13 protein-coding genes and 1 pseudogene are annotated in these 19,650 nt (G+C 64.5%); 4 read left to right on the top strand and 10 right to left on the bottom strand.

What is annotated here, in order from left to right; translation table 11 throughout:
- Window positions 1-8: 8 nt before the first annotated feature.
- The 7 genes and pseudogenes from pglZ to FIV43_RS04005 form a co-directional block, all read right to left on the bottom strand.
- The gene (pglZ, locus tag FIV43_RS04035; protein ID WP_141013091.1) at window positions 9-2,501 is read right to left on the bottom strand and encodes a BREX-1 system phosphatase PglZ type A; all 2,493 of its coding nucleotides are present in this window, start codon (window positions 2,499-2,501) and stop codon (window positions 9-11) included.
- Entirely contained in the window at window positions 2,494-3,795 is a 1,302-nt protein-coding gene (locus FIV43_RS04030) for a BREX-1 system adenine-specific DNA-methyltransferase PglX (protein ID WP_141013090.1), read from the bottom strand. Before FIV43_RS04030 ends, pglZ begins: the two co-directional genes overlap by 8 nt.
- A 272-nt stretch (window positions 3,796-4,067) precedes the next feature.
- The gene (gene pglX / locus FIV43_RS04025; protein ID WP_141013089.1) at window positions 4,068-5,957 is read right to left on the bottom strand and encodes a BREX-1 system adenine-specific DNA-methyltransferase PglX; all 1,890 of its coding nucleotides are present in this window, start codon (window positions 5,955-5,957) and stop codon (window positions 4,068-4,070) included.
- Window positions 5,957-9,426: pseudogene (brxC, locus tag FIV43_RS04020) on the bottom strand (BREX system P-loop protein BrxC). Before brxC ends, pglX begins: the two are co-directional and overlap by 1 nt.
- 4 nt (window positions 9,427-9,430) lie before the next feature.
- Window positions 9,431-10,045 (bottom strand): DUF1788 domain-containing protein, encoded by a 615-nt coding sequence (locus tag FIV43_RS04015; protein ID WP_231123680.1) that lies wholly within the window; start codon window positions 10,043-10,045, stop codon window positions 9,431-9,433.
- A complete protein-coding gene (locus FIV43_RS04010) occupies window positions 10,042-10,647 on the bottom strand; it encodes a DUF1819 family protein (protein WP_141013088.1) in 606 nt (201 codons plus the stop codon). The genes FIV43_RS04015 and FIV43_RS04010 overlap by 4 nt, the downstream gene beginning before the upstream one ends.
- Before the next feature lie 76 nt (window positions 10,648-10,723).
- Window positions 10,724-10,924: a helix-turn-helix domain-containing protein gene (locus FIV43_RS04005; RefSeq protein WP_141013087.1), complete on the bottom strand. Its 201-nt coding sequence runs from the start codon at window positions 10,922-10,924 to the stop codon at window positions 10,724-10,726.
- A 115-nt stretch (window positions 10,925-11,039) separates the two neighbouring features.
- Here FIV43_RS04005 and FIV43_RS04000 point away from each other — a divergent pair, with 115 nt between their 5' ends.
- A complete protein-coding gene (locus tag FIV43_RS04000; RefSeq protein ID WP_196780972.1) occupies window positions 11,040-12,341 on the top strand; it encodes a DUF6884 domain-containing protein in 1,302 nt (433 codons plus the stop codon).
- Here FIV43_RS04000 and FIV43_RS03995 read toward each other — a convergent pair.
- The 3 genes from FIV43_RS03995 to mobF all read right to left on the bottom strand — a co-directional run bounded on the left by FIV43_RS03995 (window position 12,253) and on the right by mobF (window position 16,238).
- On the bottom strand, window positions 12,253-12,603 hold the full coding sequence (locus FIV43_RS03995; RefSeq protein ID WP_181407677.1) for a sulfate permease: 351 nt from the start codon (window positions 12,601-12,603) through the stop codon (window positions 12,253-12,255). The genes FIV43_RS04000 and FIV43_RS03995 overlap by 89 nt on opposite strands.
- 111 nt (window positions 12,604-12,714) lie before the next feature.
- Window positions 12,715-15,117 carry an ATP-dependent DNA helicase gene (locus FIV43_RS03990; protein WP_196780971.1) on the bottom strand — a complete coding sequence of 801 codons (2,403 nt, stop codon included), beginning with the start codon at window positions 15,115-15,117 and terminating at the stop codon, window positions 12,715-12,717.
- Window positions 15,045-16,238, bottom strand: coding sequence for a MobF family relaxase (mobF, locus tag FIV43_RS21360; protein ID WP_196780970.1), 1,194 nt, complete (start codon window positions 16,236-16,238; stop codon window positions 15,045-15,047). Before mobF ends, FIV43_RS03990 begins: the two co-directional genes overlap by 73 nt.
- 366 nt (window positions 16,239-16,604) lie before the next feature.
- Here mobF and FIV43_RS21945 point away from each other — a divergent pair, with 366 nt between their 5' ends.
- From FIV43_RS21945 to FIV43_RS03970, 3 genes are all read left to right on the top strand, one after another.
- Entirely contained in the window at window positions 16,605-18,173 is a 1,569-nt protein-coding gene (locus FIV43_RS21945; protein ID WP_231123679.1) for a hypothetical protein, read from the top strand.
- A 121-nt stretch (window positions 18,174-18,294) separates the two neighbouring features.
- Entirely contained in the window at window positions 18,295-18,864 is a 570-nt protein-coding gene (locus tag FIV43_RS03975; protein ID WP_141013086.1) for an SAF domain-containing protein, read from the top strand.
- Entirely contained in the window at window positions 18,864-19,631 is a 768-nt protein-coding gene (locus FIV43_RS03970) for a hypothetical protein (RefSeq protein ID WP_141013085.1), read from the top strand. The genes FIV43_RS03975 and FIV43_RS03970 overlap by 1 nt, the downstream gene beginning before the upstream one ends.
- The last annotated feature ends 19 nt before the right edge of the window (window positions 19,632-19,650 follow it).

The raw sequence follows: 19,650 nt of genomic DNA, 5'->3' as shown, positions 1-19,650 counted from the left end.
GCAACCTCCTAGAAGTCGAAGTCCGTCGTGAACGAACGCTTGATGGTGTAGTTGCCCTTCGAGAACGACTTCCACTGTGTCGTGTTCGGGATGGGCTCTTCGAGACGCAGCTCGACCGGGCGGTTGTTGAAGTCGTCGGCGTCCTGGGTCAGGTACAGGGTCGTCGACTGGTATCGCTGGCGCTGATCCTCGGCCGCGCTGTCGAAGGTGAGGATCGGCTGGTCAGAGATCAGCGTGTCACCGACGTACAGGCCGAGGCGGACCTTGCGCGGTTGGATCTTGTCCGCCACCGGCTCCCGCTGAAGCAGCTTGACGGCAAGCTGTCCAGTGGTGATCTTGTCGGTCTCAGGCATGAGGTCGACGTTGACGCGGCGGACGTCGCTCTTGCGCTTCTTGTTGACCGTCACCACGGGGACGACGATCTCCTGGAGCGATGCGCCGCCGTGGACGTAGCGCGTACCGGCGCCCGGCAGTGGGATGCGGTGGATCGACTTCGGAATCTGGATGTCGATGTCACCAGCGAGACCTACCTGGGCTGACGTGAACGTCATGAACGAAGGGGAAGGCTTCAGCGCCCGGCCCAACACGTAGCGACGATTGACCTTCGTCACTGCGTCACCCTGAGGTGACTCCGAGACGTAGTAGGACTTCTCCAGCGGGATGTCCTGGTAGAGGAACCCGTGATCGGCAGTGAGCAGGATGTTGGTGGCGTTGGCGTTCGTCCACTTCTTCACAAGAAGCAGCAACTCCCGGAGGGTCTCCTCCGCAGCCTCGAAGACGGTCCGCTCGGTCGGCGCCTTGTCTCCGGCCGCATCGATGCGATCGTGGTAGACGTAGAAGATCTGGTGCTGCTTATAGAGCTCACGCAGCTCGTCGCCAGGCATCGCGAGTACATCGGCAGCAGCGATCGCGTGACCCTTGACCGCTTGGAGGACCTTGTCACGGTTCGCGGTGCCGTTCGTCGGCTTCCCGTCCGCAAGCACCGGCAGGGCATTCGGATCGAGCTCCAGACTCGACTGCGGAAGCAGTGACGCCATGCCAAGTTGGGTGTAGCTCGGCAGCGATCCCAGCACTGCCGAAAGCTCCGCATCGAAGCGGTCCTCGCTGCGGATCATGGACGCAAGTTCGTCAGCGACCTCGTACCGCATACCGTCGGAGATGATCACGACCGCCTTGGTTCGTCCATCCTTCACGACAGGTTCGACGTAGCGCTCGAAGAACTTGGCCTGTGGCGCCAGAGCCGCCGACTTCCACTCGCCAGTGGGCTCCATTGCTTGCTGCCAGCACCCGCCGAATTCGTACAGGTACTTGTTGGCGTACTGCTTGTCGACCTCGGCCTTGAGCGATTCGAGGGGCTTCTGGAAGTCGGCGGTCTGGTAGGCGTGGGTGAACCATCGGTACTGCTGGTCGATTCGGAACCAGCCGGACTGGTACTTCTCAAGCCCAAGATCGGCCGAAGCAATCGCGCTCGGCAGAGCGGCAATCGCAGCGAGCAGCTCCGACGCGCTCTGGATGGCGGCGTACAACTTGGCGTACTTGGCCTTCCACAGGCTCTCCTGGCGCTGACGCACTACGTCGGCAACCTCACGCGGCGTCACCGACTGAGCGGCGACGGCGGCAGCGAGGTCGACAATCACCTTGCGGTCGATCTCCTCGAAAATCGTGACCTTGGCCAAGTCGCGATAGCCGCGGTGCTCGATCTTGGACTTAACGTCGAGCTCTTCGGCGGCCCGCGACGCGAGCGCCGTCATCATCTCTTGGCTGCGGACGTCGTAGCGGAGGCTGTTGAAGTCGCTGCGGACGTTGCGGAACTCGTCGGGCGTGGCTGACGCGAAGTCTTCGATGGCCCGGCTGAACATCCACAGGATGAAGTCGTCCATCGTTGGGGCCTTGCTCGGGTACTTGTAGATGCCGGCGAGCCCCTCCCAGAAGAACTCGTCGAGTCCAAAGCTGACCAGATCGTCGAACTTGCCAGTCTTGCCTGCGGCGTTCTCGGCGAGGAGTTCCCGAGTGATGTCTGTCAGCTTGTTTCCGGGTGCCTTCACGAGCACCTGGCACATCTTGGCGCGGAGGCGGGTGGCGTCGTCCCCGTCGCTCAGGAGCTTCTCAAGAGCCTGCTTCCGGCTGTTCGCAGCGAAGAACTTCTGGTGCTGCTCGATGACCGGAGCGAAGGCCGGGTCGTTGAGTCCGAGTTCCTGCTGGAGCATGGACGTCTTGTCCGCCGTGAAGACGCCATAGGCGAGTTCCAGGTCAAGCAGCCAGTTCCCGGTGCCGCGTGCGACTTCGCCCGAGCGGTACACCAGGTGCTTGGTGACGTGGTCGGCGAGAAGGGTGCACTTCACGTCGAACTCGTTGTCCTGCACGCGGACCACCGTCACGTCGTCAAGATCGAGCGCGTCGAGCTCAGCGTCGTACTCCCCGGCGGGGTCATGCCAGAACACAATGCGCTTGGAAGCGAGCCGACTCTGTAGGGCGTCTCGGACGGAGTTCAGGTCAGTCACCGGAAGCCTCCAAGCCGGTGATCTTCTTCAGCACCGTACCGAACTTCGGGTAGTTCGCCTTGACTCCGTCGTCGAGGTCGATGACGACATTCTCAGATGCCTTCGGGTAGAGCGTGTCGTGCTCGTACTCGTTCAGCTCGACGAGGATCTTGCGCAGCCGATCGGCTTCCTTCGCGTTGCCAGCGCGCTCTGCCTGCTGGAGGGACGATTCCAGCTTCGTGACGTACTCCCGCAGGTAGGTCAATACCGTCGAGACCGTCGACGGCGTGTAGCGGTGCATGTAGATCAGGGCGTTGAACGATCCCTTGGGGCTCGAGAAGAGCCAGTAGATCGGGCGCTTCTTGTACCGCTGGACGTGGTCGTCGTAGAACTTGGACCTGCCGGCACGGGTGATGAAGTAGTCCCGGAGGTTCTTCACGCCAAGCGACGAGGTAACGAACTCGAGATTCTCCTCGAAGTGCCGGTCACCAAACGCAGTCCGCAGGAACTGGCGGACTAGCCCCACGATGTCGTCCTCGAACCAATCGCCGTCGACGATTGGGACGACGTTGTCCGTGTCAGGCGGGAAGGACGGCGACGGAACCTTAGAGAGGTAGTCCTGCAACGTCGCTCCACGATCAGCGAGGATCAGCCCCGGCGCATCAGGACTGTAGCGACCAAACGCACAGCCGACCGCATACGAAACCAGATCCCTGACTGTGTCGGCTCGAAGGGCGGCTTCCGCCTCAGCAGGAGTCTTGCTTGCGTCGCGGTATCGGTACGAAGGGTTGAATGTGAGAGTTACCGCCTCAGGGCTCACCTCTGCGCGAACGAGCTCTTCGTCCAAGCCATACGCATCAATAACAGCGCGATTCAGACTCTCCTCAAGCTTGGTCACCTCCTCTACTGCATGACCCCATCGACGCCGCGCGCGGCTATACGCCTCCGACAATGTTCCGTCCCCAGAGGAACCATCGAGCAGTGGGTTGACACCGAACGAGTCGGACGTCTCGCAGGAATTCCAGTCCGCCCGCGCATACTCAACAAGATCTTCGACACAGCTCGTGCTGACCCGCGCGCGTTCCAACACTGGCACGCGAAGAATGTCACCGACGTTCAATGTCATCGAGGGGTTCAGGACCCACAAGATCTGCTGGGCGGCTGTTGAATTCAGAACACCGAGAGCGCGGATTAGCCGTTCACGATCGTCTCCCTCCACAAAGACCGTCGGCGCAAGCGAGCTGTACTCCTGGTCCTGTTCCTTGATCCGGAAAGAGTTCGTGCTGGACGTGATCTTCGAGGCAGTGATGCCCATCCGGTACCAATAGCGATCGTTGTGGAGTCCGCCATGCGATGCGTACTCCGAACGCGCAGCGTCGTCCCACCGAACGACCCGGAACCTATTCCCGTACCACCGGCGAAACTCGCCCCCATGCGACAGGTGTCGCCACCCACTCCCAATGCTGGAATGAGAGACCTCCCACACGTACCGCACATACCGGACATCGTTGTGGGTCTTGAGGCGTCCGCCTGACACGAACTCAGTGTCGAGTAGTCGTTCTGAAAACGCGCTCACCAGAACGTCGCTCAACCAGTAGGCGATGGGTGCCGACGGGATTCTTTCAAACTCCGCCGGAGTCGCTTCGAACCAGCCGTCCTGTCTTGACCGTCCAGATGTAGCCCCAGGAATTGCTTGCGCTTTGCCTCCACGCCAGGCAGCGACGTGCGAACGAAAACCGACCGAACCTGCGGGTTGGAGATCGGCGTAGCGCCGAGCACGTATGCTGTATTTGCGCCGAACTTAGAGGGCAAATTTCCTGAATCTCGAATGTGAACCAGACTCTTGATTGCCGCGGTTTTAAGCAAGTTGTGTCGCAGATCTTCAAACGACTTGATGGATAGCCATGTGTCGCCAGTGACCATCGCAACTACTCCGCCGGGCAGGGTGAGATCCAGGCCGCGCCTGACGAAACAAGCGTAAAGATCTTGTTTGTATTCGAGGTACTCGGACTTGACAAATTCCGTGAGCGCCCTCCCCATGTTTCCACTGCCCATATACGGCGGATTCGCGACAACGACCGCGTACCGCCGAAGCAGGTACTCCGCCTGAGCGAGCACGCGCCGCGCCCACTCGAGAGCGTCTGCCCTGAAGATGTCGCCTCGATCAGTCAACGTGTCCAGGTGCCTACCCAGACGCGCGACCAACGCCGCGTCGGGCTGGATTAGCGCGCCGATAGTGTCGGCTTCGGCAAATTGGTTCCAGACTGCCTCTTCCGCGTGCCGTTCTCCGTCCTTGGTGATCAGATAGGTCAACTCGTCGGGGCTGAATGTGATCGGGTCGGGTACACAGATGTTCGGCTCAACTGTGTCCTTGAGGAACAGCCTTCTTTTTGCCGCCGCTTTCATAGTGAGCGCGAAGGCTGCGAGGGCTCCCGCGCGGGGGTCGATTTCGGTGCCGTAGAGATTGTTGGCGAGGATCAGGCCAGGAATCTCGGACGGCGCGTACCCCTCTTCCTCGTAGATCGCGTAGAGGAGGTCGAAGGCGTAGGTGAGCATGTGTCCCGAGCCGCAGGCCGGGTCGATGACCTTGAGCTCCTCCGGTTTGCTGATCTTGAGGAAGTCGGTCTCTTCGTCGACCGGGGCGATGTAGTAGTCCATCTGGCGTGCGAGACCCGAAGATGGGCGGTTGAGCATCCAGAGACGCCCGAGGGAGTTCTCGACGAGGTAGCGAACGATCCAGTGCGGGGTGAAGAGCTGGGTGGCTGCGGGGATCTCGTCGGCGCCGGCCTTCTTGTTCTTCTTGAACCCGGCGAAGACTTCGTCCTTCCGCTCCGAGATGTAGAACTGGTAAAGCCAGCCGATGACTTCGACGTCCTCGCAAACGTCTTCGGTGAGTACTGAGACCGACCGGCTGAGGACGGAGTCTTCGGCGAGCAGGTTGGCCGGAATGAGCAGCTCTGTGTAGTCGCCCTCCCGCTCGAACATGAACGGCATGGCCCTGTTCCAGAAACGGCAGTAGTCCGCAAGGAGCAGCGCGTACGCCTCGGCCTGGGCGTCGACGCCGGGGCGCGGCTGACGAGTGCCGTTTAGCAGCCCTGTGACCGTGGTGCCGTTGGTCCCCTTGACCACGTCGGTGTCGAGCTGGCCACGCTTGGCTGCGGCGAGCACCTCGGGCTGGCCGACTTGATCGGTCGCAGGCGAGACGACACCGATCGCGGTGTAGCCGTTGGCGTCCATGAACCGCAGCGCGACGACGCGGTTGAACCAGGTGTACGCGACCTTGTCGGCGACATGGGCCTTCCCTTTGTCGCCTCCGCCGGCTCCGGCGATGGCCCGCTCCAGCGCGGTCACGGCCTTGGGCTGCTCCACACGCTCGGGCGAGCCCTGGGCGAGCACGGCGGTGATCCGCGCGCCCACTTCGCGGATCAGTTCGGTGCGAGCCGCGGTGGCAAACGACTTCAGCGGTGCGGTTTCCATCAGAGCGTGATTCGCTTTCCGTCGTTTAGGGTCTCGACGAGTACTGCTCGCAGTGCGGTCAGATAGTGGTTCATATCCGTCGCGTTTTCGATGAAGGCTGGCCCAGTGGGCACCTTGATGGTGCTGAGGGCGACCGATGGCTTCACCGGCTCCGATGGGTTCGCGGACTCTGCGAGTTCGTCGACAAGAGCGGGATAGATCGTCGAGACAAAGTGCGCACCGGTCTGTTCCATCACCGCAACGAGTCGCTCACCGTCCAGGCTCGCGAACACGATGTCGATGCGGCCGGTGACCGACTTCTGCGCCTCCGCGGTTGCTCCGATGAAGATCGGTTCCTCGAGCAGGCTCGCCAACTTGTTCTCGATCCCACTCCTCACTGCGGCACGGCTCTCGCTCACCTTGCTCTCGATCAGGCCGCGGAGCGTATCCACAGCCGCCTTGAGCTGGTTCATCTTGTTACCGCGGAAGGCATTCGGGTCCGCAAGCAGCGCCTCAACGGTGTCAGTGCTGCCGGCGGGGAGATAGCCGAGGTTGCCAGCGTTGGCCTTCAGGAGGGCATCCGCCTCATCGAAGATCTTGGCCTGCTGGCCGTTGAGGAAGGACTTGATCGGATCGACCATGTCCTCCTTGGCCTCGAGCAGCTCGTCGGCCTTGTCGAAGTCGCTGAGGTACCAGTCGATGGGCTTGCCGACGACCTGGTCGAGCAGGCTGACGACGCCCGAGAGTTGGCCGACGAACGGATAGCGGCTACTGCTCACGAGGGCGTTGAGCTCGTCGCGCTTGGCCGCAAGCTTGTCCTTACCGAAGCGGGCCAGCTCGGTCGAGTCGCTCGGCACGGCGCCCTCGTCGAAGAAGTCAGTGCAGAACGTCTTGAACTTGGCGACCTTCGTGGCGTCGTACGCCTTCTGCGGCGCGACGACGGTGTGCTGCTGTTTGCCGGTGTTACGGATGATGGATGCGGCCTCGGTCCGCACAACCGGGTTCGCGTCGACCGCGAGCGCGACCTTTCCGTGACCGACCAACCAACCGAGCACGACCTCGATGGAGCCGAGGTCCCACCCGTAGGGCTTGGACTCGAACCGGTCCACGATCTTCTTGACGGTGACCTGCTCTCCAAGCTTGGTCTGGGAGATGATCCACGACTCCATCTCGGTGCCAGGCGAGCTGAGCGCGCTCAGCGATCCCGCGCTGAACAGGCCCTGGTCATTCTGGACCGCCGCCGCGACCTGCTGCTCCGGGTAGACCTTTCCTCCGAGCAGGCCGAGGTTCGTGTAGGTCCGGTTGACGAGCTCTTGGAATCCGTCGCTCACGCGCGTGACGGCATCCTGAGAGCCAGAGGTGATCTTCGCGGCGTTGATGATCAGTTGCGCCTTGCCGACGGCCTGGCGGAGGCGCTCGATGAGCTCCTTCTCGCGCTCGGCGTTGAGCACCTGCTTGGACTGGAGGATCGCTTGGGTCGAAGGCAAGGCACCTGAGTTGGTGCGCTGCTTGGTGTACTTCTCCGTCTTAAGCAGCAAACGCAAGTCCGCGAGCAGCCGCTTGTCGCGACCAAGGAAGACGCGTAGCTCGTCCTTGCCCATGCTCTGAGCGGCGATCTCGGTGTCGGTGTAGTTCGTCTCGGGCGTGATGAAGTGGACGGTCAGCTCGCGCTGATTGCCCTGGACGATGTCGTCGAGCTTGTAGCCGAACGGGAAGTCCTGGCCGTTCTTGGCGTACTTGAGCTTGTTCGTCTTGAGGATGTCGGAGGAGAGGTACTTGAAGAGCTTGTTTGAGACCTCGGACGAGTCGACGTCGACTGACTTGATCTCTTTCTCGATCTCCTGTTCCTCGTTCGTCAGGTATTCGTAGACGTTGCCATTGCGCTGGACGTACGACTGCGTCTCCAGCAAGTTGAGCGCCTCCTGCACCTGCTTGCCGAGCGCGTTGAGGTCGAGACCGAAACGGTCGTAGACGAGCACCGTGAGGTTGCGGGGGTGGCCTTGAACGTGTCGACGTACTTGACCAGGAACAGCGCCTTCAGCAGGCGGTTGGCGAGGATCGTGACATCGGATCCCGGATCGGGGAGGTGCTTCTCGGCCTGGAGGATGGCACTCTGAGCTGCGGACTTCAGCGCCGCGCTGATCCCGGCGAACATCTGGTCAAACGTGGCCAGGAAGCCGACCTGCTCCGCGCCGATGCGCTTGGCGACCTCCTGAACGACACCGAGCATGGACCGCTCACCGACCGAGCTGTTCTTGCCCTCAAACATGTTGTGGTCCGACAGTCCCTCGATGGCGGCTTGGAACATCGGGATCTGGTAGGTCACGAACGGGTAGGTGCTGATGAAGCGTCCGCCGTCGACGTAGTTTCGGTAGGTCTTCGCACCGTCGACGAAGTCGAAGATGGTCTTGAAGTTGGCACCCTCCTTGACGTGGATGGCCATGAGCTCGGCTGCACCTGCGTCGTTCTTCTCAAGGAGGCGCTTGCTGATGACCTCCTCCACGTCCTGGCTGGTGAGCTTCACCTTTGCGCTGAACCGTGCCTGGATCTTGGAGAAGTCGTTCCCCTGCTGCCTGGTCCGGTCGCCGATGACCTTGTCCATGTCCTCCTGGGAGGTGACAAAGACCCACGACTGTCCCTTGCATTTCGTGTTGAGGGACTCGGCGATCGTCTGAAGGTTGAGCATGAGCTTCACGTCGTCGGCGATGAACTGGCCGACCTCGTCGACGAAGAAGTTGAGCCGGAAGCCGGGCTCCTGCTTGTCGATCCACACCTTCACGGACGTGGCGAAGTCTTCGATGGAGACGGCGTACGACTTCTGGTACTGGGCGATGATTCCGGGGTTGGCCTCCCCGTTGACGTCGGCGAATGCCTTGTCGATGTTGTGGCCTTCGAGCGCCGTCTGCTCTCGTCCCTGCGCCCAGTCGATCCCGGCGTGCTTCACGAACGCGGCCTTGAACGCGTCGTACTGGCCGCGCTTGTCGAGATCCTCCTCGAAGCGCGCGACGGCTCCGTCGTTGCCGTAGTAGCCGCGGCTCTCGTCGAATACCTTGACGAAGACCTTGAGTAGCGCGTCCGTCTGATCCTTGGCGATCAGCGTGGCCTTCTGGTCGATGTTGAAGAGCAGGCTCTTCGCCGGGATGGCGGCGGCCTTCTTTAGTGAGGCGATGAGCATCGCGTCATCGGTCTTGCCCAGGAAGCTCTCGCTCACCTCATCGCGCGGGAACGCCTGACCCTCAACGTCGCCGAGGAGGTGGGCGAGCATCTTCAGGAGGTGTGACTTACCGGAGCCGAAGAAGCCGGAGATCCACACGCCATTGGCGTTCGTGTAGTTGGTGTACTCCTCCAGCAACGGGGCCACACCCTTGGCCGCGTCGTTCGTGAAGACGTACTCCTCGACCTCGATGCCAAGGTGGTCGACGTCGTCGGCCTTGACGACACCCTCGATCGAGCGGGTGACGTCCTTGAGGAAGATCTCGTTGAGTTTCATCGGGTCATGCTTCCTGGTCGAGGATGCGCTTCGCGCGGTAGAAGGAGTCGTCCTTGAGCTGCCCAAACAGAACAAGTGATGATCCCTGCGTCGCCGACACTTCGTAGCGTCCTGGGAAGAACATCAGCATCGGCTTGTCAGAGACGACGGTTTGCAGGTTGTTGAGAACGGTGTGGGAGCGCACGAACGGGAACACCTCGCCGATGCCGGTGAGGAAGAGGATCTGGAACGACTCCGCTTCGATGCGTGCCTTGATGGCCGGCGCCAGATGAATCTGAGGGTCCAGCATGTTCTGGAGCATCTTGAGGAAGTCGGTCTTGTCCATCGTCGGCTCGGCCGCCAACACGCGATCCCAGACGTTGCGTTCCTTGAGGAGATCGACGCACAGGTCGTACAGGTTGATCTCGAAGACCTTGATGCCCAGGTCGGTGTCGAGCTTGGTCTTGATGCGCTTCTTTGCTTGGGCGACGTCGAGCGCCCAAGCCGGGTCGTAGTCGTAGATGAAGTGGGCGACCTCGTTGCCCAAGCCCTCCATCTTCAGAAAGCGCTCGCTGCTGAGCACCTTGAACAGGTGGTCCTCCTGCTGAGTCAGCGTCGTCCTTGGCTGCACGGCTCTCACGCCACTCTCGTTGGGAAGAATCGGATGTCGCTCGGCGTGCGCTGGTCCAGGCACTCTGCGACGCGGGAAGACAGGAGGGCAGGCTCGATGTGGCCCTGCTTGGTCAGCAGACCTGCCTCGACCATCATCTTGAACAAGACCTGCCGGAGCTTCTGGTACGACGAGCCGGTGACGTCGTCCAGTTCGTCGTGCCACATGGCCTTGGCGCGGTAGAACGAGTCGTAGTCCTCGTACGAGACCGTGCCCGCAAGCGTGAGAAACCGCTCGCGGAGCACCTCGTCGGCGAACTCGCCGATCAAGGCGTACTTCCGACAGGCGGCCGTCCACATCAAGTGACCCCGCTCGGTCGACGTCCCTTCAGCGACGATCTCAAGCTCCTCGTCCGACAGGAGTTGTAGGCGGGGCACGAGCGCGCCGAGCGTGCGTGTGTTGGACCTGGCAACCCGGGTGCCAAGGAGGTTCTCCGTCTGGGCGAGTGCACGTGTGGCCTTCCAGTCGCGCTCGCGCAGGTAGATCGGGGCGACCACTGCCGCCTCGTTGGTGAGCAAGGTGCCGCTCGTGAACGACAGGGCGTAGCGGTCGGTTCGCGGAGTACCCGTCATCGTGTGCACCTCCCCTTAGCTGGAACAAAGTCGATCAGGATATATCTGAGCCGTCCGACAAGACAGCCCCGGTCGGTCATGCAGGCGGACCCGCCTCCTCGGTAACTGCGGCGCCCCCGCTCCGGACCCACGCGTCGACTTCGCTCGCTTGGAACTTCCAGAGGCGGCCGACCTTGTGGGCCGGCATGGCCTTGTCAGAGATCCAGGCATAGACGGTGTCCTTCGTGACGCCCAGGTGGGCGGCGATGTCGTCTGCGGACAGCCAGGGTTCGGACATGCGACGTGGCCTTCCCAGTTCAGCGAGACCGGTTTTAGCAGGGTATGACCGATCCTAATCCAGGTTGTTACCGGTTTGCTGGGGTTCTGTCGCGCAAGTCCGACAGACTTGGGCCATGGCCACATGGGGTCCACTGCGCGCGCTGCTCGCCGACGTCGACGAGTCGGTGACCCTCGCCTGGGACAAGCTGGACGCATTGGTCGGCGGCCTGCCCCGATCCGCGTATGAGCACAACGCGTTCTGGAAGGGCACCCGTTCCGGTTGGCCCGGCTTCACCACCGCATCGGTCAAGGTCGGCGAGTCCGTGACCTTCGTTCGCCGTACAACGACGGCGACGGCCATCTCACCGCGCGACCCCGTGCCTGTGACCGCAGCCTCGGACTCAGAGGCGGACGTGATTCTCGTGGGGTGCGTCAAGAAGAAGCGGGAAGTCCCGGCGCCCGCCAAGGACCTCTACGTGTCGGCGCTCTTCCGGAAGGAACGCGCCTATGCAGAGGAATCCGGCGCGCCGTGGTTCGTCCTATCAGCAGAACACGGGTTGGTTGATCCTGAAGCAGTCCTGGAGCCGTATGACCTGAACCTGTCGAAGACATCCCGTGACTACCGTCGGTCCTGGGGCAGGACCGTGGTCGACCAACTCCGGGGGGTCGCCGGACCTTTCGGTGGCAAGACGATCGAGCTCCATGCGGGCTCGGCGTACGCAGAGGCAATCCGTGGCTTGCTGTCGGCGGAAGGTGCCACTGTCATCGAGCCGCTGGCCGGACTAACGATGGGGGCTCGGCTCGCTTGGTACGGAGCGAGCGGCACGCCAGAGTCGTTCGGATCTCCCCGGCCGGTTCCCGAGGCAAATGTTGCCGACCTGCTCGATCGGCTGACACGCACAGACGACGCGATCACCCCTGCCACGTTCCTGGCAGGGGCGGGGAACGGGCTGCGCTCCCCCGGGCTCTACAGCTGGTGGGTCGACGACGAGGGCGCCGCTGACCTGAGTCGCGGACTCGACCAACCCGTCACACCCGGACTGATCTACGCCGGGCTCGCTGGCGCCACCCGATCGCGCAGCGGCCGGAGGTCCAAGAACACGCTCTGGGGCCGAATCAAATCCATGCACCTCGGCGGACGTCACGAGTTCTCGACCTTCAGGCTCAGTCTTGGGTCGATCCTCGCGGAGGCACGAGGTGAGGTCGACATCGACGAGGGCGCCCTGACTGAGTGGATGCACGAGCATCTGCGCCTCGTGGCTGTCCCTGTCGTGGACGCGGACACGCTCGGTGACGTGGAGACGGCCGTCCTCACCGAGTTGGATCCCCCGTTGAACCTCGACAAGGTTAAGCGGACTCCGCTGCGAGTGCGGCTGTCCGCGTTGAGGAAGGCGCACGGTCGCCGAGGGCGTTCCGCAGCATCAGCGGAAGGCTGAGCACGGCCATCCAGGCGAACTTCATCGCGTTCCAGAAGAAGAGAAGCACCAGCACGTTGAGCCAGCCAAGGCCGGGGCGAGCGGCTCCTTGGATCGTGAGCGCCGTCAGGCCGAGGTAGGCGGGCGTGGCGACGAGGGCGACGGGGAGCGCCCACTTCAGGCCGCGCGGGCCCCGCAACCAGTCGACTGCGCGGTTGGTGGGCATGTAGAAGCGGAGGTAGCCGCGGATCGCGGCGCTGAGGTGCCAGAGTGCGGTGAGCATGACGGTCTCTTTCGGTCGGGATCACCTCCTCCCTATGCCTGACATCCGACAGGACGGGCGCACCATCGCCCACCCTGGGGATAACCCGGCCGGAACTGCCGCTGTGTAGCGCTACGCCAGCGCCCGTCCCTGCCGTTCGACAGCCCTGCGCCCGTCCTGGGCGTTGGCGGCTTCCTCGGAGATCCTCCGGGCACGGCGGATCGCCTGCTCAGCACGGGCGGCATCGAGCTTCTGCGCGACGTTCTTCGGCTCCCCGAGCACCCTCCGCCCGTCCACGTCGTACCGGTGGCGGTACGCGGCGACCGTCCTGACTTCGTAGAGCCAACGACGTCGGGCGAACTCGGTCATAGGCACGGCGCCGAGCCGCTTCAGCCACGGCTCCTTGCATTCGACGGCCTCCTCGGCGAGCGTCATCGCCCGTCCTTCCATGAGATCCGTGAGTTGACCGAGCACCTTGGCCATCGGTTCGCTCATCGGGCCGCCGGCGACCGGGATCAGGCCGACGACCAGTTTCGGGGACGGGCGATGCTTGCCGTGCTTCGGTTGGGCCGCCTTCTGGAGTCGGCTGATGATTACAGCGCCTTCGTCCTCGGCGTCATCGAGCGACCGGCGCCTGACCAGCTTCGGCAGGAGCCTGTCGACGTCGTGGTGGTCGGACTCGGCCCTGCGAAGCGCAGCGGTGAGCGGGCCGAACGACTCCGACGCCAACACCTGCTCGACCTGGGCATCGCTCAAGCCGCTGTTCCTGATCGTCCGCACCCACCGATCGCGCTGGGCAACCGCGCCGATCGTTTCGTACTCCGCCGCGAGCTGAGCGATGGATGTCCAGCGCTCCTGCTCGGCGGCGATCATCTGGTGCGCGGACAGTTCGCCGCCAATGTGCTGGAGGACGCCGTACAGCACGGTGTGGGCGTTGACCTCGTCGCCCTCGGGTGGGGCGTGGCCCTCGTCGGGCTTGTCGAGGGCGACGTAGGCGATGTTGGAGTCGCGGCCGCGGGTCATGGAGACGTAGAAGTTCTCGCGGGTCGTCGAGCCGGTGACCACGACGTGTGAGGTGTCGACTGTCAATCCCTGGGCTCGGTGGGCGGTGACGGCATAGCCGAGGTCGACGTGCTCGGCGACGTACGCCGCGGGAAGCGTGACGGTGCCACCGAAGTCGACGCCGAGGCGCTGGACCTGCGTCGAGCCATCCTTGTGGACTCGGGTGACGGTCCAGCGGTCGCCGTTGCGGACCCACCCGCCGCGCAGCGTGTGGAGGTGGCGGTCGTTCTTCCTGGTGATGATCAGGTCACCCTCGGACGCCTGGGTGCCGTCGGCGAGGTTGACCTCGACGTCTCCCACCGGGTTGCCGACGATGCGATCGGCACGAGCCCGTCTGTTCAGGTACTTCACCGTCTCGCTCGCCTCCGCTACCAGGAGCGAGGTGCGCCCCTCCCCCACGTCGGAGGCCCACGCGAGGTAGGCGGCGTCCACCATCTCGTCGGTCGTGCCCTGGTGGACCCGGTCGCGCGCGAGGTAGGTGCCGATCACCTCCGCCCGTCCATGCCGCAGGTCGAGCGAAGCGGTCTTCTCCCAGTCGTAGGTGAACCGGTGGACCTCGGTCAGCTCGGGAGTGTCAGGACGGGCGGAGACCAGCAGGCTGAAAGCCCCTCCTGCGTCGACCGACTGGAGTTGCGCCCAGTCGCCGACAAGCAGGACCTTCGCGCCCGCGTCGACCGCGAGGGCGGTGAGCCGGTCGAGGGTGAGCGTGCCGGCGAGGGTGGCTTCGTCGAGGATGACGAGTTGGCCCTCGCGGAACTGCGCCCGGCCGCGGTCGTGCTCGTCGAGCCACTTGGCGGTGTTCTCGCAGGCGATGCCCAAGTCCTCGGCGAGCACCTGGGCGGCGACGGCGCTCGGGGCGAGGCCGACGACGCTGCCCTTGCCGTGGGCCTTGGTCCAGGCGGTCTTGAGTGCGTGCATCGCGGTGGTCTTGCCTGCACCGGCCGGGCCGACCAGGACGTCGACCTGACGCCCGGACACGGCGATGCCCGCCAGCGCCTCGGACTGCTCGACAGACAGCAGGTGTTCTTTGCGCGTCACCCGCTCGATCACGTCGAGGCCGACCTCCGGGGCCGTCATGTCCTCCGATCTCTTGAGGAGTCGGTCCTCGGCGGCCAGCAGCGTCTCGGAAGTAAACACGACCGAGTGCCGCGGCCGGAAGCGGCTAGTGCCGTCGGCCCGCCGGAAGGTCTCCGGGACTGCGACCAGTTCCGGTGGGGTGATGGTGAGCGACTCCCGCTTGGCGGCCTCGACGATCATCCCGACGACGGCCTCGCGGTCCTCGGCGCTGGCGAAGCGCCAGCCCATCGTCTGCCGGGAGGCCTCGGCCCAGAGGTTCCAGTGCCGCCAGGTCGACCGCTTCTCCTCGACTGCCCCGACCACGGAGACGGCGACCTCGCCGATCACATCGAGCGGTACGTCGTCGGCCCGGAGGGTGGACGGGCGATGGGACGGGCGGTGACCTGCTTCGCCCACTCGACTGCGCCCGCCCCCAGTGTCTTCTCCGCCCGCCCTCGCCATTCGGTGGTCAGGTCGAACAAGGAGTGGATCTCCTTCTCAGGGCGTGTGGCGAGCGTGGCTTTCGCGCGCAGTTGGATGATCCGGGCTGGGGATGGGCGGCGCCCGGTGCGCTCAATGTGCTCGGCGATGAGCCGGTCCTTCTCCTTGTCGATGTGGCTTGACCTGCTCGAGAACTCACGGATGAGGGCCTCCGGGACCGGCTCGAGTTCCCAGGCCGGGTTGCGCTCGCTTCCCCGGTCACGTTGTTCCCACTCGATCCCGAACAAGCGGGTCATACGGTCGGCGAGCACGGCGTTGTAGTGCTCGGAGATCGGTACGTTTGCCTCGTACATCGGAGTCCCGTCCAGGCTTCGCCAACGGCCGTCCTCGGTCGTCTTGACCTTGCTGGAGATGACGACGTGCGTGTGGAGTTGGGGGTCGCCCAGCCGGGAGTCCCAGTGCTCGTAGGCCGTGGCAGCGACGCCGATGACGTCGGCTTGCATCACCGCACCGTCACCGGCTGCAACGCCTCTCCTGGTCGCGACGATTTCGCGCTCCATGAAGTCAAGGACCTCGGCAACGGCGTCGTGGTGGGCTTGGACAATGAGGGCCTGGGTGCCGGCGTCGGCAACGCCCCAGAGCGCAGAGACGGATTTCGGGACACTGAACGTGAAGTCGTACCCAGCAACCCCGGCGGAGGGCTTCCTCGCCTCCTCGCCCCTGATCTGCCTGACCGCAGCGTCGCGTTGCTCCTCAGTCAAACGGGGACTCAGGACGGCCACTCGGGCGGCGACGCGCTCATCAACCGGAGGGAACGTCGGGAAGGCCCTGCCGAGCTTCTCGCCGGTGACGGGGTCGAGGCCTGCGCCGATCAGAAGCTGGAGCTGCTGCGAGGTTACGACGTCGTCGCGCTTGATCTCGCCACTCCCGAAGGCGTGAAGGGCGGAGCCCATCCACCGCCCGGGCGGAGTGCCCTCGTCGGTGTAATACCTGGTGACCGGATTCGGGTCGCCCACGTTGGCATCGCCGCGCACGACGCTCTTGAGCAGGTAGTCGTAGCCCCGGCCGGCGTAGATCTTTCTCATCGAGACGGTCATGGCCGCGAACCTCCTCGTCGTGAAGGTGTGCGGAAGGATTCACAGCCCGCGATTCGACCCGGGTTGTCCACAGGCCCCGGGCCACGGAGCCCGCCTCGCTCTGCATGACGTGTATGTCGAGAAGAGCGCAGCGGACCGCGAGGACGGGCGGAGGGTCGAGGAAGCGCGACGACCGCCGGGGCGGCACACCTGCGTCAGCAGAGCGGCTCTCGGCCGCAGGGAGTGAGGACGCAACGTGAAAACCAGATCGGTTCAGGATCAAGGATCTGTCGTACGATGCGAATGCGACGACCTAGTCGGCCCGCCGTCCGGGCGCCGTACGCGTCCTTCTCGGGGTGTTCTCGCGAAGGCGACCAGGACTCGGCCATGACGAACGCACGACGCTTCTCGCTCCTGGCGACCGCTGCTGCGGTGGCGATCGCAGTGGGAGGTTGTGCCTCCGACGGCAATGATCCGGAGGCGACCCCGACCCCCACCTCGAGTTCGAGCTCGCCCGCCCCGACCACCACTTCCCCGACGCCGCAGTCCGACAGCGATATCGCATCAGAGGCGGCGTCGGCGCTTGTCACGAAGTACTACGACACCGTGGACCGGCTTGGACAGCAGCCGAGCGAATCACTCGGCGCGCTCTCTACGGTCGCGACCGGAGTGCAGCTGTCTGCCCAGCAGACCGCCTTGAAGAGTCAGCGCGAGGCCAACCAGAAGCAGGTCGGCGACACCAAGATCGCGAAGCTCGACGTCCAGTCGGTCAACCTCGACAACTCCGATCCGAAGGCGGGCAAGGTTCCCACGGTCCAGATCGATGTTTGCTGGGACGTCAGCCGGGTTGACGTGGTCGATGCGACCGGCAAGTCCATCGTCAGCAGCAGCCGCCCCGACACCGGCTGGACCCGTCTTACCGTCGCCAACTACCACTACGCCGCCAACCCGACCGGGGCTGGCGGGTGGCCACCGGTCAAGACCTCAAGAAGGACCCATGCGACGCCTCGTGATCCGGATCGTCGCGATCCTGATCACCGCCGGCGGAATCGTCGCCGGGGCCCGATCCCCGCGCAGGCGGACACGGTTTGCCAGCAGACCAACCCGACTACTGGCGAGTGTCTGATCTGGGTCGAGGTACCCGGAAATCCGTCGGACCCGGGCAACGACGGCGGTGACGGCCCGACGGACACCGGCACGGGCTCTGCCTGCTACTGGGACGGCACAGACCAAGGGATCTCGAAGCCACCGCCCGGTCCGGTCCCCTGCTCAAACGAGGCGGGCTACTGGTCGAACGCCTACAACTGCTACATCGCGGCGGTCGATCCCCAACCGCCGGCAGGCGACACGAGTTGGCAGGGCCACGAGCCCGGGGATGGCGCGGTCTACAACTGCTACCAACCTCAGACCGACCTACTGATTCTGGTGTGGGCAGCCGATCCACCGCCGAACTCCGGCACTGGCCCAACGCCGCGCGAGGTCGCTCAGCTGGCGATCGAGCAGATGGCGTTGCGGGCCATCGACATCGGCATCACACCTGAGCCAGGTAAGGACAGCATCGGGATCGTCGGCATGCCGGTCTGGCTCTGGGTCGCGACGCCGAACGAGCACACCTGGGGACCGATCACCGAGTCCGCGACGGCCGGAGGCATCACCGTCACGGCGACGGCAATGGTCCGCCAGGTCACCTGGGGCATGGGCGACGGCACCGACGTCGTGTGCACGACCGCCGGCACGCCGTACAAGGCGGCGTACGGCGACAAGTCGTCCCCGGACTGCGGTCACACCTATGAGAAGTCCAGCTCGTCGCAGTCGGACGGGAAGTACACCGTGACCGCCACGTCGGACTGGGTCATCACCTGGGAAGGCGCCGGACAGACAGGAACCATCCTGCTGAACGGCCTCACACGGACGACCGCGATCTCGGTCGGGGAAGCGCAGGTGCTCGTGCAGTAGCGGGCGCGGAGAGGCAGTGAGTATGAGTACAGCCACCGGAGTCGACGGGACTCTCAACACGCAGGGTCCGGCCGCGACACCGCTCGCCCCGCCGCCGAAGCTGCGCCGCCGTCCTGCCCTCGTGGCGGCCGCGATCGGCGCCGTCTGTATCGGCGCCCTGCTCGCTGGCTGGGCCTGGACAGCGACCACGAACACCCAAGAGGTCCTCGTCGCGCGGCACAGCATCGAGCGCGGATCAGTGATCGAGGCAGACGACCTCGCCCGCGTGCGGCTCAGCGCCGACCCGGCTCTCAAGCCGGTCACCGGCTCGGAGCTCGACCAGGTCGTCGGCCAACGCGCTGCCGTGGACATCGCCGAGGGCGGGATGCTGACCCCCGGATCGTTCACCGACACGGTCGTCCCAGGCGAGGGAGAATCTGTGGTGGGCGTGGCACTGACGCCGGCGCAGGCGCCCGGCCTCGACCTTCAGTACGGCGACAAGGTCCGCGTCGTGGCAACCCCGGCACAGGGCGACGAGCTTCCCGCCGGCGCACCGCTCACCAGCGACGCGACGGTCGTCGGCGCACACATCTCCGACGAGACCGGCCAGACCGTGGTCGACCTCCTCGTCGCGAAGACCGACGCCGCCGTGCTCGCCACCCGCATTGCAACAGGCAACATCGCCCTTATCTTGGACTCCCGGGAGCGCTGATGGCCGTCGTCACCCTCTCTTCTGCTTCCGGGTCCCCCGGCGTGACCACCACGGCACTGGGCCTCGCATTGTTGTGGCCACGCCCCGTGCTGCTGATCGAGGCCGATCCGACCGGCGGCTCGAACCTGCTTGCGGGCTACTTCCGCGGCACGCGCGAGTACGACGCGGGACTGATCGAGCTGGCGCTCACCGCCAGCGACCTCGGCGAGGCCCTTGCGGACGTCGCCCAATCCCTCGACGACACGACCGTCTCTTTCGTCGCCGGGACCCGATCGCACACCCAGGCCGGTGCACTGAGGGATCTGTGGGAGCCGCTCGCCAACGCGCTCGGCGACCTTGAGTCCACGGGGCAGGACGTCATCGTGGACGCCGGCCGCCTCGGCCTCCACGGCTCCCCGCAACCGCTGCTCGACGCCGCCGACCTTGCCTTACTCGTCAGCGGCACAACGCTGCCCAACCTGTCGGCCCTGCGGTCCTGGGCCGAGGCATTCCAGCGCCCGGCACTGGACTGGCACCAGTCGGGCATCGTGCTGGTCGGCGAGGGACAGCCCTACAACGCGCGCGACGTCGCCGCAGCCGTCAGCCTGTCCGTCGTCGCGTCGCTTCCCGAGGATCCCGAGACGGCCGCGGTGTTCTCTCGAGGGGCGCAGCCGTCCAAGCGTCACGAGACCAGTCCCCTCATCCGCGGCCTCAACTCAGCTATCGCCTCGATCCACTCGACGATCGCCCGCCGTCGTACCGAGCTCCTCGAAGGGGCCCGATCATGACCACGGAACGCTCTGAGGA

Origin of the sequence: Nocardioides sambongensis, from assembly GCF_006494815.1 — a bacterium.
Classification (GTDB): domain Bacteria; phylum Actinomycetota; class Actinomycetes; order Propionibacteriales; family Nocardioidaceae; genus Nocardioides; species Nocardioides sambongensis.
Note: the sequence above shows the minus strand (reverse complement) of the source record. Positions and strands in the feature narration are given on the sequence as shown.